General features: G+C 62.7%; 19 protein-coding genes. 6 read left to right on the top strand and 13 right to left on the bottom strand.

Annotated elements, in window-relative coordinates:
* Positions 1 to 151 precede the first annotated feature (151 nt).
* The 6 genes from GM658_RS02080 to GM658_RS02055 all read right to left on the bottom strand — a co-directional run bounded on the left by GM658_RS02080 (position 152) and on the right by GM658_RS02055 (position 3942).
* Positions 152 to 538 (bottom strand): hypothetical protein, encoded by a 387-nt coding sequence (locus GM658_RS02080; RefSeq protein WP_155452340.1) that lies wholly within the window; start codon positions 536 to 538, stop codon positions 152 to 154.
* A 21-nt stretch (positions 539 to 559) separates the two neighbouring features.
* Positions 560 to 829 carry a DUF7677 family protein gene (locus GM658_RS02075; RefSeq protein ID WP_155452339.1) on the bottom strand — a complete coding sequence of 90 codons (270 nt, stop codon included), beginning with the start codon at positions 827 to 829 and terminating at the stop codon, positions 560 to 562.
* Between the two features lie 37 nt (positions 830 to 866).
* The gene (locus GM658_RS02070) at positions 867 to 1247 is read right to left on the bottom strand and encodes a hypothetical protein (protein ID WP_155452338.1); all 381 of its coding nucleotides are present in this window, start codon (positions 1245 to 1247) and stop codon (positions 867 to 869) included.
* 54 nt (positions 1248 to 1301) lie between these two features.
* The gene (locus GM658_RS02065) at positions 1302 to 1709 is read right to left on the bottom strand and encodes a DUF3997 domain-containing protein (protein ID WP_155452337.1); all 408 of its coding nucleotides are present in this window, start codon (positions 1707 to 1709) and stop codon (positions 1302 to 1304) included.
* 167 nt (positions 1710 to 1876) lie between these two features.
* Positions 1877 to 2533 carry a thiol:disulfide interchange protein DsbA/DsbL gene (locus GM658_RS02060; RefSeq protein ID WP_155452336.1) on the bottom strand — a complete coding sequence of 219 codons (657 nt, stop codon included), beginning with the start codon at positions 2531 to 2533 and terminating at the stop codon, positions 1877 to 1879.
* A gap of 11 nt (positions 2534 to 2544) precedes the next feature.
* A complete protein-coding gene (locus GM658_RS02055; protein WP_155452335.1) occupies positions 2545 to 3942 on the bottom strand; it encodes an L-cystine transporter in 1398 nt (465 codons plus the stop codon).
* Positions 3943 to 4049: 107 nt separating this feature from the next.
* Here GM658_RS02055 and GM658_RS02050 point away from each other — a divergent pair, with 107 nt between their 5' ends.
* On the top strand, positions 4050 to 5687 hold the full coding sequence (locus tag GM658_RS02050; protein WP_308612773.1) for a methyl-accepting chemotaxis protein: 1638 nt from the start codon (positions 4050 to 4052) through the stop codon (positions 5685 to 5687).
* Here the strand turns inward: GM658_RS02050 and GM658_RS02045 are convergent.
* The 4 genes from GM658_RS02045 to GM658_RS02030 form a co-directional block, all read right to left on the bottom strand.
* Positions 5606 to 5803: a DUF2970 domain-containing protein gene (locus GM658_RS02045; protein WP_155452334.1), complete on the bottom strand. Its 198-nt coding sequence runs from the start codon at positions 5801 to 5803 to the stop codon at positions 5606 to 5608. The two genes, GM658_RS02050 and GM658_RS02045, sit on opposite strands and share 82 nt — an antisense overlap.
* An 83-nt stretch (positions 5804 to 5886) precedes the next feature.
* Positions 5887 to 6624, bottom strand: coding sequence for a hypothetical protein (locus tag GM658_RS02040; RefSeq protein WP_155452333.1), 738 nt, complete (start codon positions 6622 to 6624; stop codon positions 5887 to 5889).
* Between the two features lie 58 nt (positions 6625 to 6682).
* On the bottom strand, positions 6683 to 7603 hold the full coding sequence (locus tag GM658_RS02035; RefSeq protein WP_211841796.1) for a GGDEF domain-containing protein: 921 nt from the start codon (positions 7601 to 7603) through the stop codon (positions 6683 to 6685).
* Between the two features lie 65 nt (positions 7604 to 7668).
* A complete protein-coding gene (locus GM658_RS02030) occupies positions 7669 to 8268 on the bottom strand; it encodes an IMPACT family protein (protein ID WP_155452332.1) in 600 nt (199 codons plus the stop codon).
* A 58-nt stretch (positions 8269 to 8326) separates the two neighbouring features.
* Between GM658_RS02030 and GM658_RS02025 the strand changes: the two genes are divergently transcribed.
* Positions 8327 to 9958, top strand: coding sequence for a DUF1444 domain-containing protein (locus GM658_RS02025; RefSeq protein ID WP_211841795.1), 1632 nt, complete (start codon positions 8327 to 8329; stop codon positions 9956 to 9958).
* A complete protein-coding gene (locus GM658_RS02020) occupies positions 9948 to 11063 on the top strand; it encodes a sterol desaturase family protein (protein ID WP_155452330.1) in 1116 nt (371 codons plus the stop codon). The genes GM658_RS02025 and GM658_RS02020 overlap by 11 nt, the downstream gene beginning before the upstream one ends.
* Here GM658_RS02020 and GM658_RS02015 read toward each other — a convergent pair.
* Positions 10975 to 12300, bottom strand: coding sequence for an amino acid permease (locus GM658_RS02015; protein ID WP_155452329.1), 1326 nt, complete (start codon positions 12298 to 12300; stop codon positions 10975 to 10977). The two genes, GM658_RS02020 and GM658_RS02015, sit on opposite strands and share 89 nt — an antisense overlap.
* Positions 12293 to 13357: an aromatic ring-hydroxylating oxygenase subunit alpha gene (locus tag GM658_RS02010; RefSeq protein WP_155452328.1), complete on the bottom strand. Its 1065-nt coding sequence runs from the start codon at positions 13355 to 13357 to the stop codon at positions 12293 to 12295. The genes GM658_RS02015 and GM658_RS02010 overlap by 8 nt, the downstream gene beginning before the upstream one ends.
* A 71-nt stretch (positions 13358 to 13428) precedes the next feature.
* Between GM658_RS02010 and GM658_RS02005 the strand changes: the two genes are divergently transcribed.
* The 3 genes from GM658_RS02005 to GM658_RS01995 are packed head-to-tail and all read left to right on the top strand — an operon-like array spanning position 13429 to position 15739.
* A complete protein-coding gene (locus tag GM658_RS02005; protein ID WP_155452327.1) occupies positions 13429 to 13821 on the top strand; it encodes an oxidoreductase in 393 nt (130 codons plus the stop codon).
* Between the two features lie 20 nt (positions 13822 to 13841).
* On the top strand, positions 13842 to 14288 hold the full coding sequence (locus GM658_RS02000; RefSeq protein WP_155452326.1) for a MarR family winged helix-turn-helix transcriptional regulator: 447 nt from the start codon (positions 13842 to 13844) through the stop codon (positions 14286 to 14288).
* Positions 14285 to 15739 (top strand): MDR family MFS transporter, encoded by a 1455-nt coding sequence (locus GM658_RS01995; protein WP_229416710.1) that lies wholly within the window; start codon positions 14285 to 14287, stop codon positions 15737 to 15739. The genes GM658_RS02000 and GM658_RS01995 overlap by 4 nt, the downstream gene beginning before the upstream one ends.
* Here the strand turns inward: GM658_RS01995 and GM658_RS01990 are convergent.
* The gene (locus GM658_RS01990) at positions 15736 to 16314 is read right to left on the bottom strand and encodes a hypothetical protein (RefSeq protein WP_155452325.1); all 579 of its coding nucleotides are present in this window, start codon (positions 16312 to 16314) and stop codon (positions 15736 to 15738) included. The genes GM658_RS01995 and GM658_RS01990 overlap by 4 nt on opposite strands.
* Between the last annotated feature and the right edge of the window lie 89 nt (positions 16315 to 16403).

Below are 16403 nucleotides of genomic sequence, written 5' to 3'. Positions count from 1 at the left end.
AGTGAGAGGAGGAGGCCTAGTAGACGTTTCATGAAGTCCCGACTTTGATTGGATTGCATATTGACGATTTAGTAAAAGTCATTATGAATGTTAAATGTGCGGCGATCAATCGCGGGGCACACCGCAGCTTGGGGGTATTCGGGACGGCGACTTATGGTCCCAAGGTTTTTGAGCCTGCAAACACGCCTATGGGAACGCACACGGTAAGCCCAAGAAGTATGCGGATTGTGAATTCCCTATGTGAAATCAGCTTCTTTCGGACCTCGATGAAATACGTAATGATGGCTCCGAACAAGATTGCGGATGCAGCCTGAAGGCTTGGCTCGTTGAGTTGCCTGGCGCTTAAATGTACGAGAACCAGCACAACGGCTATCAGCTCCGTTGCGTACTCGGGATACTTCAGGAGCGCCAGCGTTCGTTCGCTTAGCGGCTCGCCGCTTGCCGTGGTGAACCCATCAACAAAGCCAAACGGAATTGAGGCGACGACAGTAGCCAGGAAGACCAGGGTTCCATAGATAATGACGAGCGTTAAATTCATAGGCGTGCAGATTTTTGGGTTTTAGATCTTATCTTTTAGCGATGGAGGTCCATAAAGCGCTGTCTCCCACTGTTCATACGGTGGATCGACCTTGAACGACGGATCAAACCAGGCCCTCAGGTAGTCCGTGGCCCGCCGCTGTGCATAAGTGAAATTGAGGACCTGGCCTTCCTCATCGAGCTCGATGACGTTGGCGAAGATCGCGTAGACCTGTTCAATGGCGCTCGGATCTTCACCATAAAGGCTGAGGTAATCGACACCCTCGAGCATGTAATGCGTACCGCTAGCCATGAAGTATGCGAAGGTCCTGAGTGCGCCACTAAAGTCCTTACTTAACCTCACTGCACTGCCTCCTGGGTTTGTCCAAACGCGCTGGATCTTCCCACCGAGACTTGTAGTTCTCTTGAAGCACGCCCAGCGATTTGTTGATGATTTTTCTGACAGTCAGCTTGCCGACGAGGCGTGTCCCCTCCAAAATCGAGAGTACCCGTCCCTCCCACAGACAGCATGGATAGACCTCGGGCGAAATGAGCTGCACCTGAACCAGTGCAGGTTCATCAGGATTCACCAGCGCTCTGTCCGGGTAGGTGTGCGTTCCGCTGCTCTGGTAATTTTCATGGAGCAGGTGCTGGGGGCGGTAACCAGACATGACTGCCACATGGGACGGGAATAAATGAAACACACCTTCAAAGTCAATTCGATTGTTCATGCTAACCGGCGCCCGCAAGCGCGTCTGCGTTCGATAAATTGTTGGGCATGTAGATTAATCCAAAGACTCCAATACCTTCGAGAATTTCGGAAGTTTCATCTCCGTCGATTTTCTTTGAAATTCAAGTGCAGTAAGCGGCCCTATCACAACGCTTGATGGATCGACAAACTCCCCGTCGTTTGCTGAATCAATGATGAAGTAGTTTGTCTGGCTTCGATCAAAACTAGGATGCTGTTTCGCCACTAAGTACCGCCCGTCCCATCCGACCGCAAATACCGTACCGTCAATCCTGCCAATCCAATTGCCGTTCCCGAGGTCGCGACAGATTGAAGTATTCTCTGATGTGTCGATCCAAAGCAACGCGTACGGGCCGGCACGCCATTCCACCCCGGAGTCAAATAAGCACCCGCCCAGAAACAGGGGCATCACAAGCACAAGGAACCACCGCAATTGTTTACCCATTCGTCGCCTAATGTGGCTTGGATGTCATATTAACGTTTTAGTAAAAGTCATTATGACGTCTAAGTGCGCGGGGGGCAATGGGCGGGGACAGGGGGAGCCGGGCGAAATGCTGGCGCCGCACCGAACCAGACTGATAGCCTGGTTCGGCGGGAGAGCGAGAGGCGGAATTACTGGCGCGAGCGCGCAACCAGCGCGTCCAGCACCTGCATGGACGATGGAATCACTTCCGTGCCCGGCATGTTGGGATTGGCTTGCGCCACCATCTGCGGCTCGGTCACGAACTTGCCGTTGACGACGATGGTCGGCGTGCCGGTCACGCCGTAGGCATCCGCCATGCGCGCCAGCGCTTTCAGGCGCATCGCCACGCCGAAGGAATTGTAGGCCGACAGGAACTTCTCTTTGTCGATCCCGTTGCGCAGCGCCCAGTTCAGGTTCTCTTCATCGCTACGCAGGCGGCGGTGTTCCTTGTGCCAGGCTTCCAGCACCTTGCCGTACATGGCGTCCTGCAGTTGCAGCGCTTCCAGCGTCACGTAAAGGCGCGCTTCGAAGTCGCGCAGTTCACCGCTGGAGAGGTGGATGCGGCGGAAGTTCACCTTGTCCTCATTCTTCCTGGCCCACTCGGTCAACGGATTATCCACGGCGTAGCACGCGGGGCAGTGATACATGAAGAACTCGATCACTTCGACCTTGCCTTCCACCTTCTGCGTCGGCTGCGCCTGCTGCAGGGTGCGGAATTCGGCGCCGTTCACCGGGTTGCTTGGCGAGGCGAAGGCATTGCCGGCGGCGAGTGACGCCAGAGCGAGGGATAAGGCGATACGGCGCATGAGGTCTCCTGTTATGCGTTGGAAGTGGAATCGATCTGCAATTCCTGGTTGCTGGCGAAGGTCGCCATATTGGTTTCACCCATGATGCGGCTGGTCACCGTGCCGGCCGCAATCGAACCGCTCACGTTGAGCGCAGTGCGGCCCATATCGATCAGCGGTTCGATGGAAATCAGCAGGCCTGCCAGCGCCACCGGCAAGTTCATGGAAGACAAGACGATCAGTGCGGCGAAAGTCGCGCCGCCGCCTACGCCGGCCACGCCCACCGAACCGACGGTGATGATCGCCAGCAGCGGCGCCAGGAAGCCGACGGTGAATGGATCGATGCCGACCGTCGGCGCAATCATCACCGCCAGCATGGCGGGATAAATGCCGGCGCAGCCGTTCTGGCCTATGGTGGCGCCGAAGGAGGCGGCAAAGTTGGCGATGCCTTCCGGCGTGCCAAGGCGCTCGGTCTGGGTCTGCACGCTCATCGGAATGGAACCGGCGCTGGTGCGGGAGGTGAAGGCAAAGGTCAGCACCGGCAGGATCTTCTTCGTGTAGCGCAGCGGATTGAGGCCGCTGGCGCTCACCATCGCCAGGTGCACGCAGAACATCAGCAGCAGGGCGCAGTAGGATGCCACCACAAAGCCGATCAGGTTCAGGATGTCGGCATAGCTTGAGCTGGACACCACCTGCGCCATCAGGGCGAACACGCCGTACGGCGTCAGGCGCAGCACCAGGGTCACCATGCGCATCACAATGGTGTGCGCCACGTGCACTGCATGGTCGAAGGAAGTGAAGTGGTCCGGCTTCTTTTCCGCGATGCCGATGGCGGCCACGCCGATAAATACGGCAAACACCACCACCGCGATGGTCGACGTCTTGCGTGCGCCCGTCATGTCGAGGAAGGGATTGCTCGGAATGAAGGACAGGATCATGTTCGGCAGCGACAGCGCCTGGGCGTCGGCCAGCTTGCCTTGCAGGTAGACGCCGCGCGCAACTTCGGCTGCATTGGAAGCCAGGCCCACCGCGCTCAGGTTGAACAGCTTGGCCATCAGGATGCCGATGGCCGCCGCTACGGTGGTGGTGATCATCAGGGTGCCGATGGTCAGGGCGCTGATCTTGCCCAGCGAGCTGGCATTGCGCAGCTTGAGGATGGCAGACACGATGGACACCATGATCAGCGGCATGACGATCATCTGCAGCAGCCTGACATAGCCGCTACCGACGATATCGAGGTATTCGCCCGTAACTTTGACTTCCTCGCTGCTCGCGCCATACAGCAGCTGCAGCCCGGCGCCCAGGACAATGCCCAGCCCCAGCGCGGAAAACACGCGCACCGTGAAGCTGGCGTGGCGCTTTTGCTGCACTGCGAGGAAGGCCAGCAAAAGGGCCGCGACGGCCAGGTTCAGGATGACTTGCAGGTTCATGTTGGGGCGGCGGCTTATATTTTGGAATCGACAGATTCTAATTGAATTGGTGTAGTCTTGCCTATTTGAAGCACCCGGGTTGCAGAGTCGCTACGAAAGGAAAAGCCATGTCGAAGCAGTCGATGAAGGTGGGCACACGTCTGGCGCTGGGATTTGGCCTGGTGCTGGTCCTGATGGCAGGCATTTCCGGCCTTGGCATCTATAACATGCACCGCATTCACGCCCAGCTGGAAAAAGTGGTTCAGCTGAATGTGGCGAAGCTGACCCTTGTTCAGGACATGTCGGAGTCGGTGCACATCGTTTCCCGCGTCATCCGCACTATCGTGCTGCTCTCGGATGAAGCAGCCATGAAGCGCGAGCTACCCAAGATCGGGGCTGCACGCGATACATATGACAAGGCGCGGGTAGCGGTGGATGCCCTGCCCGATACCGAGGAAGGGAAGGCGATCCGCGCGCGCATTCGCGCTTTACAGCAGGAAGCCCGCCCCCTGAACGACCAGGTACTGCAATTGGCGCTGAACCATAAGGATGACGAAGCAACGGCGATCCTGATGGCAAAGGCTGGCCCGGTCACCCAGCGCTGGCAGGACGCCATGGACGAAGACGTTCTTCTGCAGCGCAAGCATAATGAGAGCGATGCCGCCGCGGCGGCTCAAGCTTATGCTTCGGCCCGCAGCATGATGCTGGCCATGAGCGCGCTGGCACTGGTGGCCGGCGTAGTGGCCGCCACACTGATCGCGCGCCGCCTGCTGGCGCAGTTGGGCGGTGAACCGGATGTCGCTGCCGAAATCGCCGGCCGTATTGCCGCCGGCGACCTGACCGTGCACGTGGCGACCCGCCACGATGACGAATCCAGCATGATGAAGGCCATGAGCACCATGCGCGACAGCCTGCTGCGCATCGTGTCCGAAGTGCGGCAGGGGACGGAAAACATCAACGCCGCCGCGACCGAAATCGCGGCCGGCAACCTGGACCTGTCCTCGCGCACCGAGCAGCAGGCCAGCGCGCTGGAGGAAACCGCATCCTCGATGGAAGAGCTGACCAGCGCCGTGCGCGAGAACGGCAGCAATGCGCGCCAGGCCAACGAGCTGGCCGCTGCGGCGAGTGCGGTCGCGCAGCAGGGCGGCGCCGTGGTCGGCCAGGTGGTTCAGACCATGGGCAATATCAGCGATTCCTCGCGCAAGATTGCAGACATCATCGGCGTCATCGACGGCATCGCTTTCCAGACCAATATCCTGGCCCTGAATGCAGCAGTGGAGGCGGCCCGCGCCGGCGAGCAGGGGCGCGGGTTTGCCGTGGTGGCCAGCGAGGTACGCCAGCTGGCCCAGCGTTCGGCCGCCGCCGCCAAAGAAATCAAGGACCTGATCGTAAGTTCGGTGGAGCAGGTGGATGAGGGCAGTGCGCTGGTGGCGCGCGCCGGCAGCACGATGGACGAAGTGGTGGTCTCGGTGCAGCGGGTGTCGCAGATCATGCGCGAAATCACGGCCGCCGGCGACGAGCAAAGCGCCGGCATCGAGCAGATCAACCGCGCCGTGACGGAAATGGATACGGTGACGCAGCAGAATGCCGCGCTGGTGGAGGAAGCCGCATCAGCGGCGGATGCGTTGAAGCAGCAAGCCGCCCACCTCGATACCTTGGTGGGCGTGTTCAAGCTGCAGGGACATCACGATGTGGCCATGCGCACTGCCGCCAGCAAGAGGCCGACGAAGCAGCTGGCTGCAATCAGCGCGCCCACTATCACGTAGCCGGGGCGCAGGGCGCCGACATCGCGTTCGAAATCGCTGCGCCGGCGCAGTCCGATGAAGGACCAGGCGACAGCCAGCATGGTTTCACCGAAGCCGCGGGATTTGCTATTGTCCATGTCGTTTTCCTTTCGAGGTAGTGCCCATTGTGCGCCGGTCCAGCCCCGAAAAACAGGCGCAGAAGCGCCTGCAAACGACCGTATCAGATGCCGCGCAAACGCGTGAGCGACTTGAGCAGCATGGTGCGCTGGCCGCCGGCCCAGTCCAGGCGCAGCAGGTCGGCGTCACCCAGCGATTCCAGGCTGGCGGCGGATTCGTCGCTGCCGCCGCCGGCTTCTTCCAGCATTTGCTCATATATTTCAGGGTAGGCCTGGATGCGCAGCATGACTTCGTCCGCCACTTCGTCTTCCACCAGGGTGTCGCCCCAGCCGATCAAACGTTCCGCCAATGCATACAAGGGGCCATGGCGTTCATGGGCCGCCGCCTGCTGCGCCAGCTGCTCGAAGCTGGCCAGCGCCTCCTGCAACTGGCGGGTGCAAGCGGAAACGTGGCAGGCGTAGGTGGCAAATTCCCGCGCCAGCGGGCCGCCATCGGCCACCTGCCGCCAACTGGCCAGCATGGCGTCGCCGCTGAGCACCTGGCCGGCGCCCGGCACTTGCCAGGGCTGGGGCGAGGCCAGTTGGCGCAGCTGGATTTCGGCGCGCGAGACGCAGACTTGCAAGTTTTCCAGGCGGCGCGCAAAGGCGTCGTTGGCGCGCGCCTCGCGCAGCTTTTGCAACAGGTGCATGGGAAGGGCTTCGAGGCCGCGCCATCGGCTGATGGCAGGGACGGCTGAGGCACGGGACGCAGTGGTCGGTGCCAGCAAGTGGTTCCTGTCGCGCGCACCGCGGCCGCGCAGCAGCCAGGTGTCGCCGGGTTTGAAGTGAAGCAAAGAGTCCATTTCAACCTCCCTCGGGCGTTGAGGGAATTCTGAACCTTTTACCAAGCCCCCGCAAGCATCACTCGGTGCAGAGGATGCGGTTGCGGCCAGCGCGCTTGGCCTGGTAGAGCGCATCGTCGCCCCGTTTCAGCACATCTTCGCAGGAGCCGTCGCTTGGGCGGAATTCGCACAGGCCGCCGCTGATTGTGGCGCCCTCGCCAATGCTGCCAAGAGCCTGCAGCGTGCAGGCGATGCGCTGGCGCAGGCGTTCGGCGATCGGCGCTGCCTGGTCGCGGGTGGTGTGTGGCATCAGGACCACGAATTCATCTCCGCCCAGGCGCGCTGGCGCGTCGGTGCTGCGCAACTCGCTGCGGCAAACGTCGGCCGCGGTGCGGATCACTACGTCACCGGCCAGGTGGCCGTGCTCATCATTAACGCGCTTGAAATGGTCGATGTCGAAAATCAGCATGGCCAATGGCGTGCCGTAGCGTTGGAAAGTATCGAAGTGCTCGGCCAGCACGTGCATCAGCTTGCGCCGGTTGAGCAAGCCGGACAGGGCGTCGATCTCGCTCAGCATACGCAGCCGGTTTTCCAGCTCCTTGCGGGCGGTGATGTTGCTGGCCACCCACAGCACGGCATCTTCACCGTTCACCGGAAAGTCCAGCGCCTGGATGCGGCCTTCGAACCACAGGCTGTAAGCGGGGCCGTCGGATTGCAAGCCTTTCACATCGCAGGCCGCCAGCCCGTATTCGACGATGTGCAGCGCCTGGCTCAGCAGGGCTTTTTCAATCTCCTGCTGGAACCAGCTCGCCTTGGCGGCTTCCAGCACCTGGTGGATGGTTTTGCCGATCAGGTGCGAGCCGTCGTGGTAATAGCGGGCGTCGATGCCGCCGAAAATAGCCATATAGCGTCCGCTGCGCGTCAGGATGAACGCAGGGTCGGGCAGGGCATTCAACACAGCAGCCAGTTGAGTGCCAGAAAACAGTGTTTCGTCGCGCATGATGTCTAGGACAGTATCGAGAGCGCGGCAATCTGGCAAAAATTGTTAACAGAAAATCACGAGTCTTAACAGTCGGGCTCGTTTTTCAGCCATGCCAGCTGTCCGCTGGCCGCTTCGTCCAGCCTGGCCACCAGTGCGGCTGCCGTGTGTTCGGCGACGCGGAAGGCCAGCATCACGCGCTCGTCATGGCCAACCTCGACCAGGCTGGCGCCGGCGGCCGCCAGCTCGCGCCGCAGCAAGCCTTCCAGCGGGTAGGGCAGGGTGCAGCGCAGCTCGGTGTAGCGCACGATGGCGATCTTTTCCACCGTCAGCAGGGCTTGGGCGACGGCATCGGTGTAGGCCCGCACCAGGCCGCCGGCGCCCAGCTTGATGCCGCCGTAATAGCGCACCACGGCGGCCAGCACGCCTTCCAGGTCCTGGTGGCGCAGCACGTCCAGCATGGGACGGCCCGCAGTGCCGCCCGGCTCGCCATCGTCGACGGCGGCCGACTGGCCGCCTGCCAGCAGGGCCCAGCAGACGTGGGCGGCAGCGGGATGTTGGGCCCGCAACTGTGCCACAATAGCTTGCGCTGCGGCACGATCGGCGACCGGATGGACAAAGCCCAGGAAGCGGCTTTTCTTGACGTTCAATTCGCTGGTGGCGAAGCTGGCTATGGTTTGTGGCATGGGGCCAACATGATACGGGTTTGCCGCCTCTTGCTGGCCGCATTACCTTACAATGCTGTTGCAGAATTTTCAAGTTGACAACATTTTGGCGACCTACCGGCTCACAACCCTCGGCGTGCAAGACAGCTTCCAGCGGGAGCGGGTCGAGGCACGCCTGATGCTTTTATTCCGGCGTCCGCTGGACGCGGTGCGCCCTATCGTTGCCGGCAATGGCGCCGTCCTGAAGAAAGGTGTGGACTGGGCTACCGCCGAACGCTATCGCGAAGCCTTGATGAGCTGCGGCGTGCGCTGCGAGATCGAAGAGGAAAAAGTACCGGTGGCGCGCGCCACCCTGGCCGAATACGCCGCCCAGCTGCAAGCCCACCTGGAGCTGCTCGACCCGGGCCGGCGCTGGAGTTACATCGAGTCCGAACAGGAGCTGTTCGGCGTGCCCGGCCCGGCTTCGCCCTATCCGCTCGAACTGGTGGTGCCGCTGGAGCGTATGTACCAGGAATGGCTGGCCGTTTCCCTGGCCGCCAGCGAAGACTTGCTGCGCCACACGGCCGGCATGGTCCTGATGGGCAATACGCCGGGCATGGTGGAAGATGCGGAGCGCCACCTGCTGCCTATCGTGCGCAACAGTTCCGAGCGCGGGCAGGCCATGCTGGCGGCTGCGCGCGGCTATTCGCCTTTGTTGTTCCGTCCCTTGTGCGAAGGGCTGGAAGTGGGCCTGGCCTACCATCGCGGCCGCGTCGTGCACCGCGTGGCGCAAGCCCACCTCAAGGCATGGGACATGAGTGAGAACGCGGCCTTCGAGGCAGCCTTCGCCAACCTGCGGGCACGCTCCACCGCGCCCCTGCTGTCGTCGCCGCAAGGCGTGTTTGGCGGCGGCTGGAACGACGGCTACGATTCCTCGCGCATGCTGCTGCCCGAATTGATCGAAGCGACCGTCACCGATGGCCGTCCGGTGGTGATGGTGCCGACCCGCGGCATGCTGATGGTGGCCAGCGACCAGAACGAAGCAGCACTGGACGCGATGCTGAAAACCGCCATTGAAGCCATGCGCGAGGAAAAGATGGTCATGCCGCGCCTGCTGCGCTGGGTCGACGGCCGCTGGCAGTTTTTTGTGCCGCCAAGCCTGGCGCGCCGCCTGAACAGCCTGGCCAAGTACGTGGAAGGCAATGATTACCGCCTGCAGAAGGAATTGATGAAGGCGCATGAAATGGCAAGCGGGCGCAATCGCAGCATCGCTACTTACCTGGTCGGCAAGCTCGGTCCCGAGCAGTTGCGGACCAGCGCCTGTACCTGGACGCGCGACATGACGAGCCTTTTGCCGAAGACCGATTTGCTGTACTTTGCCGATCCCGCCAGCCTGGATCCGCCGATCACGGTGAGCTGGGATGCCGCCATGCCGGTGGTGGGCGCCCTGATGCAGCGCACCGAAGACCATCCGCCGCGCTACCTGGTGGAGTCCTTCCCGAACGCAGTGCAACTGGCGCAACTGGCCGACATCGCCGCTGCGGCGCGCCGCGAAGCACGGGCCCAGGCTGCCCGTGCCGCCCAGGAAGCGCAAGCCGCCCTGGCTGCGCAAAACGGCCAGAAGGCGCCGCCAGTCAAGAGCAAGGCCGCAGGAACTGTGCGCCCAGGCTGGCAGGCGGTGCGCAGCGTGCTGGCCCGCTGGGTCGACACCAAGCCCGCACATGCTCGATAACAATGCGCTGGTGGCCGCGGCCACGCCCGTCTTCCTGCTCATGATAGGGCTGGAGGCCTGGCTGTCGCACCGCCGGCGGCTGGATGCGTACACGCTGGCAGACAGCGTCACCAGCATGTCCTGCGGCATCTGGACCGTGACCCTCGAAGTATTCACCAAATCGGCCATGCTGCTGGCCTATGGCTGGGTGTTCGCCCATCTCTCGATCTGGCAGTCTGCACCCGGTTCGGCCTGGACCTGGGCCTGGTCCTTCATCGCCTTCGACTTTGTGTATTACTGGGCGCACCGCTGGTCGCACGAAATCAACTTCCTGTGGGCCGTGCACTCGCCGCACCACCAGAGCGAGGAATTCAACCTCACCACGGCGCTGCGCCAGGGCGCCTTCCAGGACGTATTCCACGCGCCGCTGTTCATGACGCTGGCGCTGCTTGGCTGCCCGCCGGGCGTCTTCATCATCCAGCTCACGCTGAGCAAGTTCTACCAGTTCTGGATCCACACCCGCCTGGTGGGGCGCGTGCCGCTGATCGAAGGCATTCTCAATACGCCCAGCGCCCACCGTGTGCACCACGCAGTCAACGAGGTCTATCTTGACCGCAACTACGCCGCAACCTTGATGCTGTGGGACCGCCTGTTCGGCACCTATATAGAAGAGGGCGAGCAATGCGTGTACGGCGTGCGCAAGGGCGCACCGGGGTGGAACGCGGTGTGGGCGCAATTCGCCTGGCCGGCCGTGATGTGGCACGACGCGCTGCGCACCGCGCGCTGGCGCGACAAGCTCTCGCTATGGTTCCGCCATACGGGCTGGCGTCCCGCCGACGTTGCCGTCGCCGATCCGTGGCCGCCATTCGTTCTGCCGTCCGGTCGCCTCTACACGGCCACCCGTGCAAGCACCCGAGGCCCGCGCTGGACCGCTGCCGCGCTGTCCGCCTTCATCGCCGCCGTGGTGCTGCAAAACCGGCTGATCACACATGCCGCCGCGCTGGCGTTAGCGCCGAAGCTAGCCCTGGTCGGCGCGGTCACTGCTGCGCTGCTGCTGGCGGCGTACTGCCTGCAAGCTGTTGCGCCTTCCGGCGCCAGCGCGCCAGCCAGAACACCGGCAGGCTGACCGCACCCAGCGCGACGCCCCACCAGAAGGCCTCCTTGCCCATGCCGTAAAAGGCCCACACCGAGAACACGCAGGTCATCACGGCGCTGAACGCCAGCATGGCCCCACGCTGGCGCAGCTTGAAGACTGCAGCGCCGCCGACCAGGTAAAGCGGCATGCTGGCCGCCGTCACCACCAGGGTCAGGAAGGTGAAGCCTTCAGCCAGCGAGCGGCTGTAATTCATGGCGATCATCACGCTCGCCAGCGCACCCACCAGCAGCAGCGACCAGGCCGGCGCGCCGTGCTTGTTGGGCGCTTGCAGCAGGGCTGGGAAGATGCCGTGGCGGGCCATCGATGCCGTCACTTCGCCCGCCAGCATGGTCCAGCCGTTCAGCGCACCGAGGCCGCTGACGATGACCGCCATCGCCAGCCAGTGTCCGCTGCCGGCGTCCCAATAGCGGCGGAACAGATCGACGAAGGGGGCGTTCGATGCGGCCAGTTCGGACTGCGGCAGGAGCAGCATGGGAATGGTGCAGACCAGGACGTACACCGCGGCAGCGGCCAGCGTGCCGGCAATGGTGGCGCGCGGAATGGTGCGTTCCGGCTGCTGCACCTTGGTCGCCGGCAGCGAGGCGCATTCCACGCCCAGCATCGCGAACAGCGCGATGGTGCCTGCGGCGGCGGTGCCGTCCAGCGTGAACGGCGTGGGCGGCAGGTGGGCGGCATAGGCGGCGCCGTCGCGCAGCGCAATCCAGGCGCCGAGCAGCACGATAGCGCCCATGGGCAGCAGTTTGAGCGCGGCCGACACCAGCTGTACACGGCCCGATGCCAGCGCGCCGCGCAGGCTGACCAGCACGAAGAACCAGATGATGCCCATGGCCGCCAGCGGCGGCAGGGCAGGGTGCGAGGACAGCGCCGGCAGCAGTGTCGTCAGGTAGCCGACGATGCCGATCGCCAGCGCCGCATTGGTGACCCAGATCGACACCCAGTAGCACCACATGGTGAAGAAGGCGACGCCGTTGCCGAAAGCGCGGCGGCAATAGCCGTAAGGGCCGTCTTCGTCCGGCATGGCGCGCGCGAGGCGCGCGAATACATGGGCGATGAACAGGCAGCCGATGACGGTGATGGCCCATCCGGCAAAGGCGTTCTTGCCGTAGGGCGCCAGCGCGGCCGGCAGCATGAAGATGCCCATGCCGATCATATTCCCGACGATCAGGGAGGTGCACATCCAGAAACCGAGCGGTTTTCCTTTATCCATGGCGTGCATAGGCGGCGCGCAGCAGGTTCTGGAAATGCCACACGCCGCTTTCGCGCTTCGGGTTCAGGCGCCCAGCGCTGTAGGAGCCGGATGCCAGGCCTTGCTGCACGTGCTCGCAGATGGCGATATCTTCGGCCTGGATCTCGTCGCTGAAGGCTTGTTCGGCCTCAATGCGCGCCTGCACCTCCGGCGCGTCCGTGTAGTAATAGTCGAATTCGACGATGCAGTGCTGGTGGCCGGCCGGCAGGATGCGGTTGGTCTGCAGCCGGCCGGGGGTGATGTTCAGCATGGTGTTGGGGTAGACGAAGTAGTACCAGGCATTGCCATCGCCGTAGATGCCATCGTTATTGCGCAGCGGCGAATGCTGCAGCGAATGCCAGCGCGCGAGTTCGGTATCGTAGACCCGGTAGTCGAGCACCTTCGACAGGCCGGGATGAACAAACGGCAGGTGGTAGCCTTCCAGGAAATTGTCGATGTAGACCTTCCAGTTGCAATCGAGCTTGTAGGTATCGCGCTTGGCGAAACGCATGGCCGATAAGTCGCCTGGCGCGATGCGTGCGGCGATGCCGGCGAACACTTGCTCGAACGGCGGCGCGGCCGCATCGAGCGCGACGAACACCAGGCCTTGCCACTCCCGTACCTGGATGGCGGGCAGGCGGATCGCTGTTTTGTCGAAGTTGGCCGCGTCATGCATTTCAGTGGCGGCGCGCAGGCGGCCATCGAGTTCGTAGGTCCAGCCGTGGTACTTGCAGTGCAGCGCCCGTGCTGCCTTGCCGTTGCAGGTGGCGAGCGGGCCGGCGCGGTGGCGGCAGACGTTGAAGAAGGCCTGCAGGCTGCCGTCCTGCTGGCGTATGATGATGATCGGTTTGCCGGCAATGCCGCCGACTACATGGTCGCCAGTTTCTCGCAGTTCCCCTGCGTGCGCGGCCAGTTGCCAGCTTGCGCCAAAGACTTCGCGCTGTTCGAAGTCCAGCCATTGCGGGTCGGTGTAGAAGCTGGCGTGCAGCGCGTGCGCTTGCTCCAGCGGCTCGATACGGCAATGCTCCTGCAGGGTCATTATTGGCTCCGCGGCGAGAAAGATTCACTTTCTCATAATTTGCTGCGGACTGGAAGAAAAGGGTTGCAGAAATGGAGGAGCGTCTTTTCTTTGATGGATTGCATGCGCTGGCGGCATCAGCCTTCCCCAAGCACTGCAATTATTGCGGGCGTGTATTCGCCACTGCTACGGACTTCATGCGGCAAACCCAGTCGGTACGCCAGGACATTACGGGATTGAAGCAAAGCTTTGACGACGACAGCGTGGCCATCGTCGAGGCTTACCGCAACTGCCCGTGCGGTTCGACACTGATGGACTTCTTCTCCGACCGGCGCGATGTATCCGAGGCCGGCGGCCGGCGCCGTGAGCTGTTCGACAAGCTGCTGCCGCACCTGGAAGAGAAGGGCATGGACAGGGCGGCGGCACGCGAACACCTGCTGCGGCTTTTGCGCGGCCGGCAGGATTCCGGTAATATGGATAGGTAGCCTAACTATCTTTCTGCGGAATGACAAAATCACATGAGGCGCGGGTCCATGCCGTGTCGGAAGAATTACGCCAGGTGCTGAAGCGCCTGGTGCGCGAAATGCGGCGCGACGCCAGCGAACATGGCGGCGACATCCCGCTGGTGCAGTACATGCTGCTGTCGGTCATCCAGGAACAACCCGGCATTGGCGTGGCCGAACTGGCGCGCCTGGAAAACGTGCGCGCAGCTACCATGAGCGGGCATGTCAAATCGATGGAAGAGGCGGGGCTGGTTGAGCGCAGCGCCCCCGATCCGCAGGACCGGCGCCGCTCCGGCGTGCAGGCCACCGCTTATGGCCTGGAACGGCTGGAAGCCCTGCGCGACGCGCGCCGCGACTGGCTGTCGCGCCGTATCGGCCGCCTGGCGCCGGCCCAGTTGGCCGCGCTGGAAGCCGCCATCGAACCCTTGGCCGAACTGGGAAAAGAATGAACGACACACCCGTCACCGAGCGCGAAATCCGCTCCGTCTATCTTGCCATCATGGCCGTGCTGGGCCTGAGCGCGCTGGACCAGAGCATCGTCGCCACCGCGCTGCCGCGCATCGTGGCCGACCTGGGCGGCATGGCCCACCTGTCGTGGGTGGTCACCGCCTACGTCCTGGCATCCACCGCCACCATGCCGCTGTACGGCAAGCTGGCCGACCAGTATGGCCGGCGGCCGATGATTTTCACCGCAATGGGGGCGTTCCTGCTTGGTTCCGCGCTATGCGGCCTGTCGCAGAACATGACCCAGCTGATCGCCTTCCGCGCGCTGCAAGGTGTTGGAGCGGGCGGCTTCCTGCCGCTGGCGCAGATCATCATCGCCGACATCATTCCGCCGGCGGAACGCGGCAAGCGCATGGGCATGGTGCCGGTGGTATATGCCGCTACCGGCCTGTTGGGCCCGGTGCTGGGCGGCCTGATTACCGATGCCCTGTCCTGGCACTGGACTTTCTACGTCAACCTGCCGGTCGGTGCGGTGGCCTTCTTCGCCATTGCGCGCGCACTGCGCAAGGAAAGCATGCACCATGCGCATCGTGTCGATTACCTCGGTTCCGTGCTGATGACAGGATCGATCACGTCCGCGCTCCTGGTGCTGGCGCTGGGCGGCACTGAATGGCCTTGGGATTCGCTCCAGGTACAGGTATGCAGCGTGCTGGCGCTGGTGCTGGGCGGCTGGCTGGCACTGCATGTGCGCAAGGTGCCGGAACCAGTGCTGCCGCCGGACCTGTTCGGCAACCGCACGTTCAATATCGCCAGTGTGGTGATGGCGCTGACGTTCATGGGCCTGATGGGCGCAACCGTGTTTTTCCCGCTGTTCTTCCAGGTGGTGATGGGCAGCAGCCCGGCCAGTTCCGGCATGCTGACGGTGCCCATGATGCTTGGCCTGGTCGGCTCCTCGATGCTGAGCGGGCGCCGCTTGGCGCGTACTGGCAAGTACAAGGGCGTGCAACTGGGCGGCTTGGTGGCGGCGCTGGTGGCTTTCTCAACGCTGGCCTGGGGCATGGAGGCCAGCTGGGGTTATGGTGTGATCGAGCCGGCGATCTTCCTGCTTGGCGCGGGCCTTGGGCTGGTGATGCCGAACATGACCATCGCCGTGCAGAATGCGCTGCCGCTGGCGCGCCGTGGCGTTGGTACCGCGATGCTGACCTTCTTCCGTTCGCTGGGCGGTCTGCTGGGCGTGACCGGCTCGGGCGCCTTGCTGGCCCGTTCGCTGCATGCCCATGGCGTGCAGGCAGTGGCGGCGGTGGGGGCGGGCGTCAACGTCCTGCCATCGACGGTGGCCGTCTACCGCCACGCCATCGCCGGCATTTTCGGCGCCGGCGCGCTGCTGGTGCTGCTGGCGCTGGTCGTGCTGCTGTTCCTGCCAGAGGTTCCCCTGGCAGGCCATAAGGCCGATTAATCCGGGATCAGCATATTGGCAAGTGCCAACACCCATAGCAGGACGCCGATCACGCACCAGATGATGTTCGCTGCCGAGAAGCTTGCGTTACTGGCGCCACTGGCGTCGCCGCAGCGCGCGTTAATTTCGGCCTGCACATTCTTAAGCAATAAGCCGGTAGGCAAGAGCAGCACGAGCACGCCAATATCGATATAGGGCCAGGCCAAGCCTTTGCCAGACAGGCGCCACAGGATATTCGAGGTGATCAGGAGGACGACCATCTGCGTGGCGTATTTGCCGGCATCCCACGGCCCGCGTTCGCCGCTTGCATCATGGTCTGCAACGTTGCGGTACAGCGAATGCTGGAAGAAAACCGAGAAGATTGTGCGCGGGATCGGCCACACGCCTTCATCGGTCGCTTTGTTGTGCAGGGCCCAGTTTTTGTAGTTCCAATACCGCAGATAGAAGCCCAAAGTCATGAAATACAGGATCAGCAGCTTGCGCGTCGAGACGACATAGAACCGGTCATCGGAGCTGGTTACCGCTTTCGGTTCGTCAAAATTGGCGAGAGGGGCGGCGTAGATGTTGTCGGTCATGTTCATTCCAGCAATAAAAGATCGCAGATTGTAACGACACATGCTGCTTGGGAAGCTCTCAAATCCTCACAGAGTTGCATAAATCCCAC

Origin of the sequence: Massilia eburnea (assembly GCF_009720745.1) — a bacterium.
In the GTDB taxonomy this organism is placed as follows: Bacteria; Pseudomonadota; Gammaproteobacteria; order Burkholderiales; family Burkholderiaceae_D; genus Rugamonas; species Rugamonas eburnea.
Note: the sequence above shows the minus strand (reverse complement) of the source record. Positions and strands in the feature narration are given on the sequence as shown.

Bases quoted from the DNA above. Each gene is read 5' to 3' on its own strand.
- GM658_RS02005 (WP_155452327.1), top strand. From the start codon at position 13,429: ATGGAGGAGCGTCTTTTCTTTGATGGATTGCATGCGCTGGCGGCATCA.
- GM658_RS02065 (WP_155452337.1), bottom strand. From the start codon at position 1,709: ATGGGTAAACAATTGCGGTGGTTCCTTGTGCTTGTGATGCCCCTGTTT.
- GM658_RS02070 (WP_155452338.1), bottom strand. From the start codon at position 1,247: ATGAACAATCGAATTGACTTTGAAGGTGTGTTTCATTTATTCCCGTCC.
- GM658_RS02030 (WP_155452332.1), bottom strand. From the start codon at position 8,268: ATGCCACAAACCATAGCCAGCTTCGCCACCAGCGAATTGAACGTCAAG.
- GM658_RS02055 (WP_155452335.1), bottom strand. From the start codon at position 3,942: ATGAACCTGCAAGTCATCCTGAACCTGGCCGTCGCGGCCCTTTTGCTG.
- GM658_RS02075 (WP_155452339.1), bottom strand. From the start codon at position 829: ATGGCTAGCGGTACGCATTACATGCTCGAGGGTGTCGATTACCTCAGC.
- GM658_RS02015 (WP_155452329.1), bottom strand. From the start codon at position 12,300: ATGGATAAAGGAAAACCGCTCGGTTTCTGGATGTGCACCTCCCTGATC.
- GM658_RS02060 (WP_155452336.1), bottom strand. From the start codon at position 2,533: ATGCGCCGTATCGCCTTATCCCTCGCTCTGGCGTCACTCGCCGCCGGC.
- GM658_RS02020 (WP_155452330.1), top strand. From the start codon at position 9,948: ATGCTCGATAACAATGCGCTGGTGGCCGCGGCCACGCCCGTCTTCCTG.
- GM658_RS02010 (WP_155452328.1), bottom strand. From the start codon at position 13,357: ATGACCCTGCAGGAGCATTGCCGTATCGAGCCGCTGGAGCAAGCGCAC.
- GM658_RS02040 (WP_155452333.1), bottom strand. From the start codon at position 6,624: ATGGACTCTTTGCTTCACTTCAAACCCGGCGACACCTGGCTGCTGCGC.
- GM658_RS02000 (WP_155452326.1), top strand. From the start codon at position 13,842: ATGACAAAATCACATGAGGCGCGGGTCCATGCCGTGTCGGAAGAATTA.
- GM658_RS01990 (WP_155452325.1), bottom strand. From the start codon at position 16,314: ATGACCGACAACATCTACGCCGCCCCTCTCGCCAATTTTGACGAACCG.
- GM658_RS01995 (WP_229416710.1), top strand. From the start codon at position 14,285: ATGAACGACACACCCGTCACCGAGCGCGAAATCCGCTCCGTCTATCTT.
- GM658_RS02045 (WP_155452334.1), bottom strand. From the start codon at position 5,803: ATGGACAATAGCAAATCCCGCGGCTTCGGTGAAACCATGCTGGCTGTC.
- GM658_RS02050 (WP_308612773.1), top strand. From the start codon at position 4,050: ATGTCGAAGCAGTCGATGAAGGTGGGCACACGTCTGGCGCTGGGATTT.
- GM658_RS02080 (WP_155452340.1), bottom strand. From the start codon at position 538: ATGAATTTAACGCTCGTCATTATCTATGGAACCCTGGTCTTCCTGGCT.
- GM658_RS02035 (WP_211841796.1), bottom strand. From the start codon at position 7,603: ATGCGCGACGAAACACTGTTTTCTGGCACTCAACTGGCTGCTGTGTTG.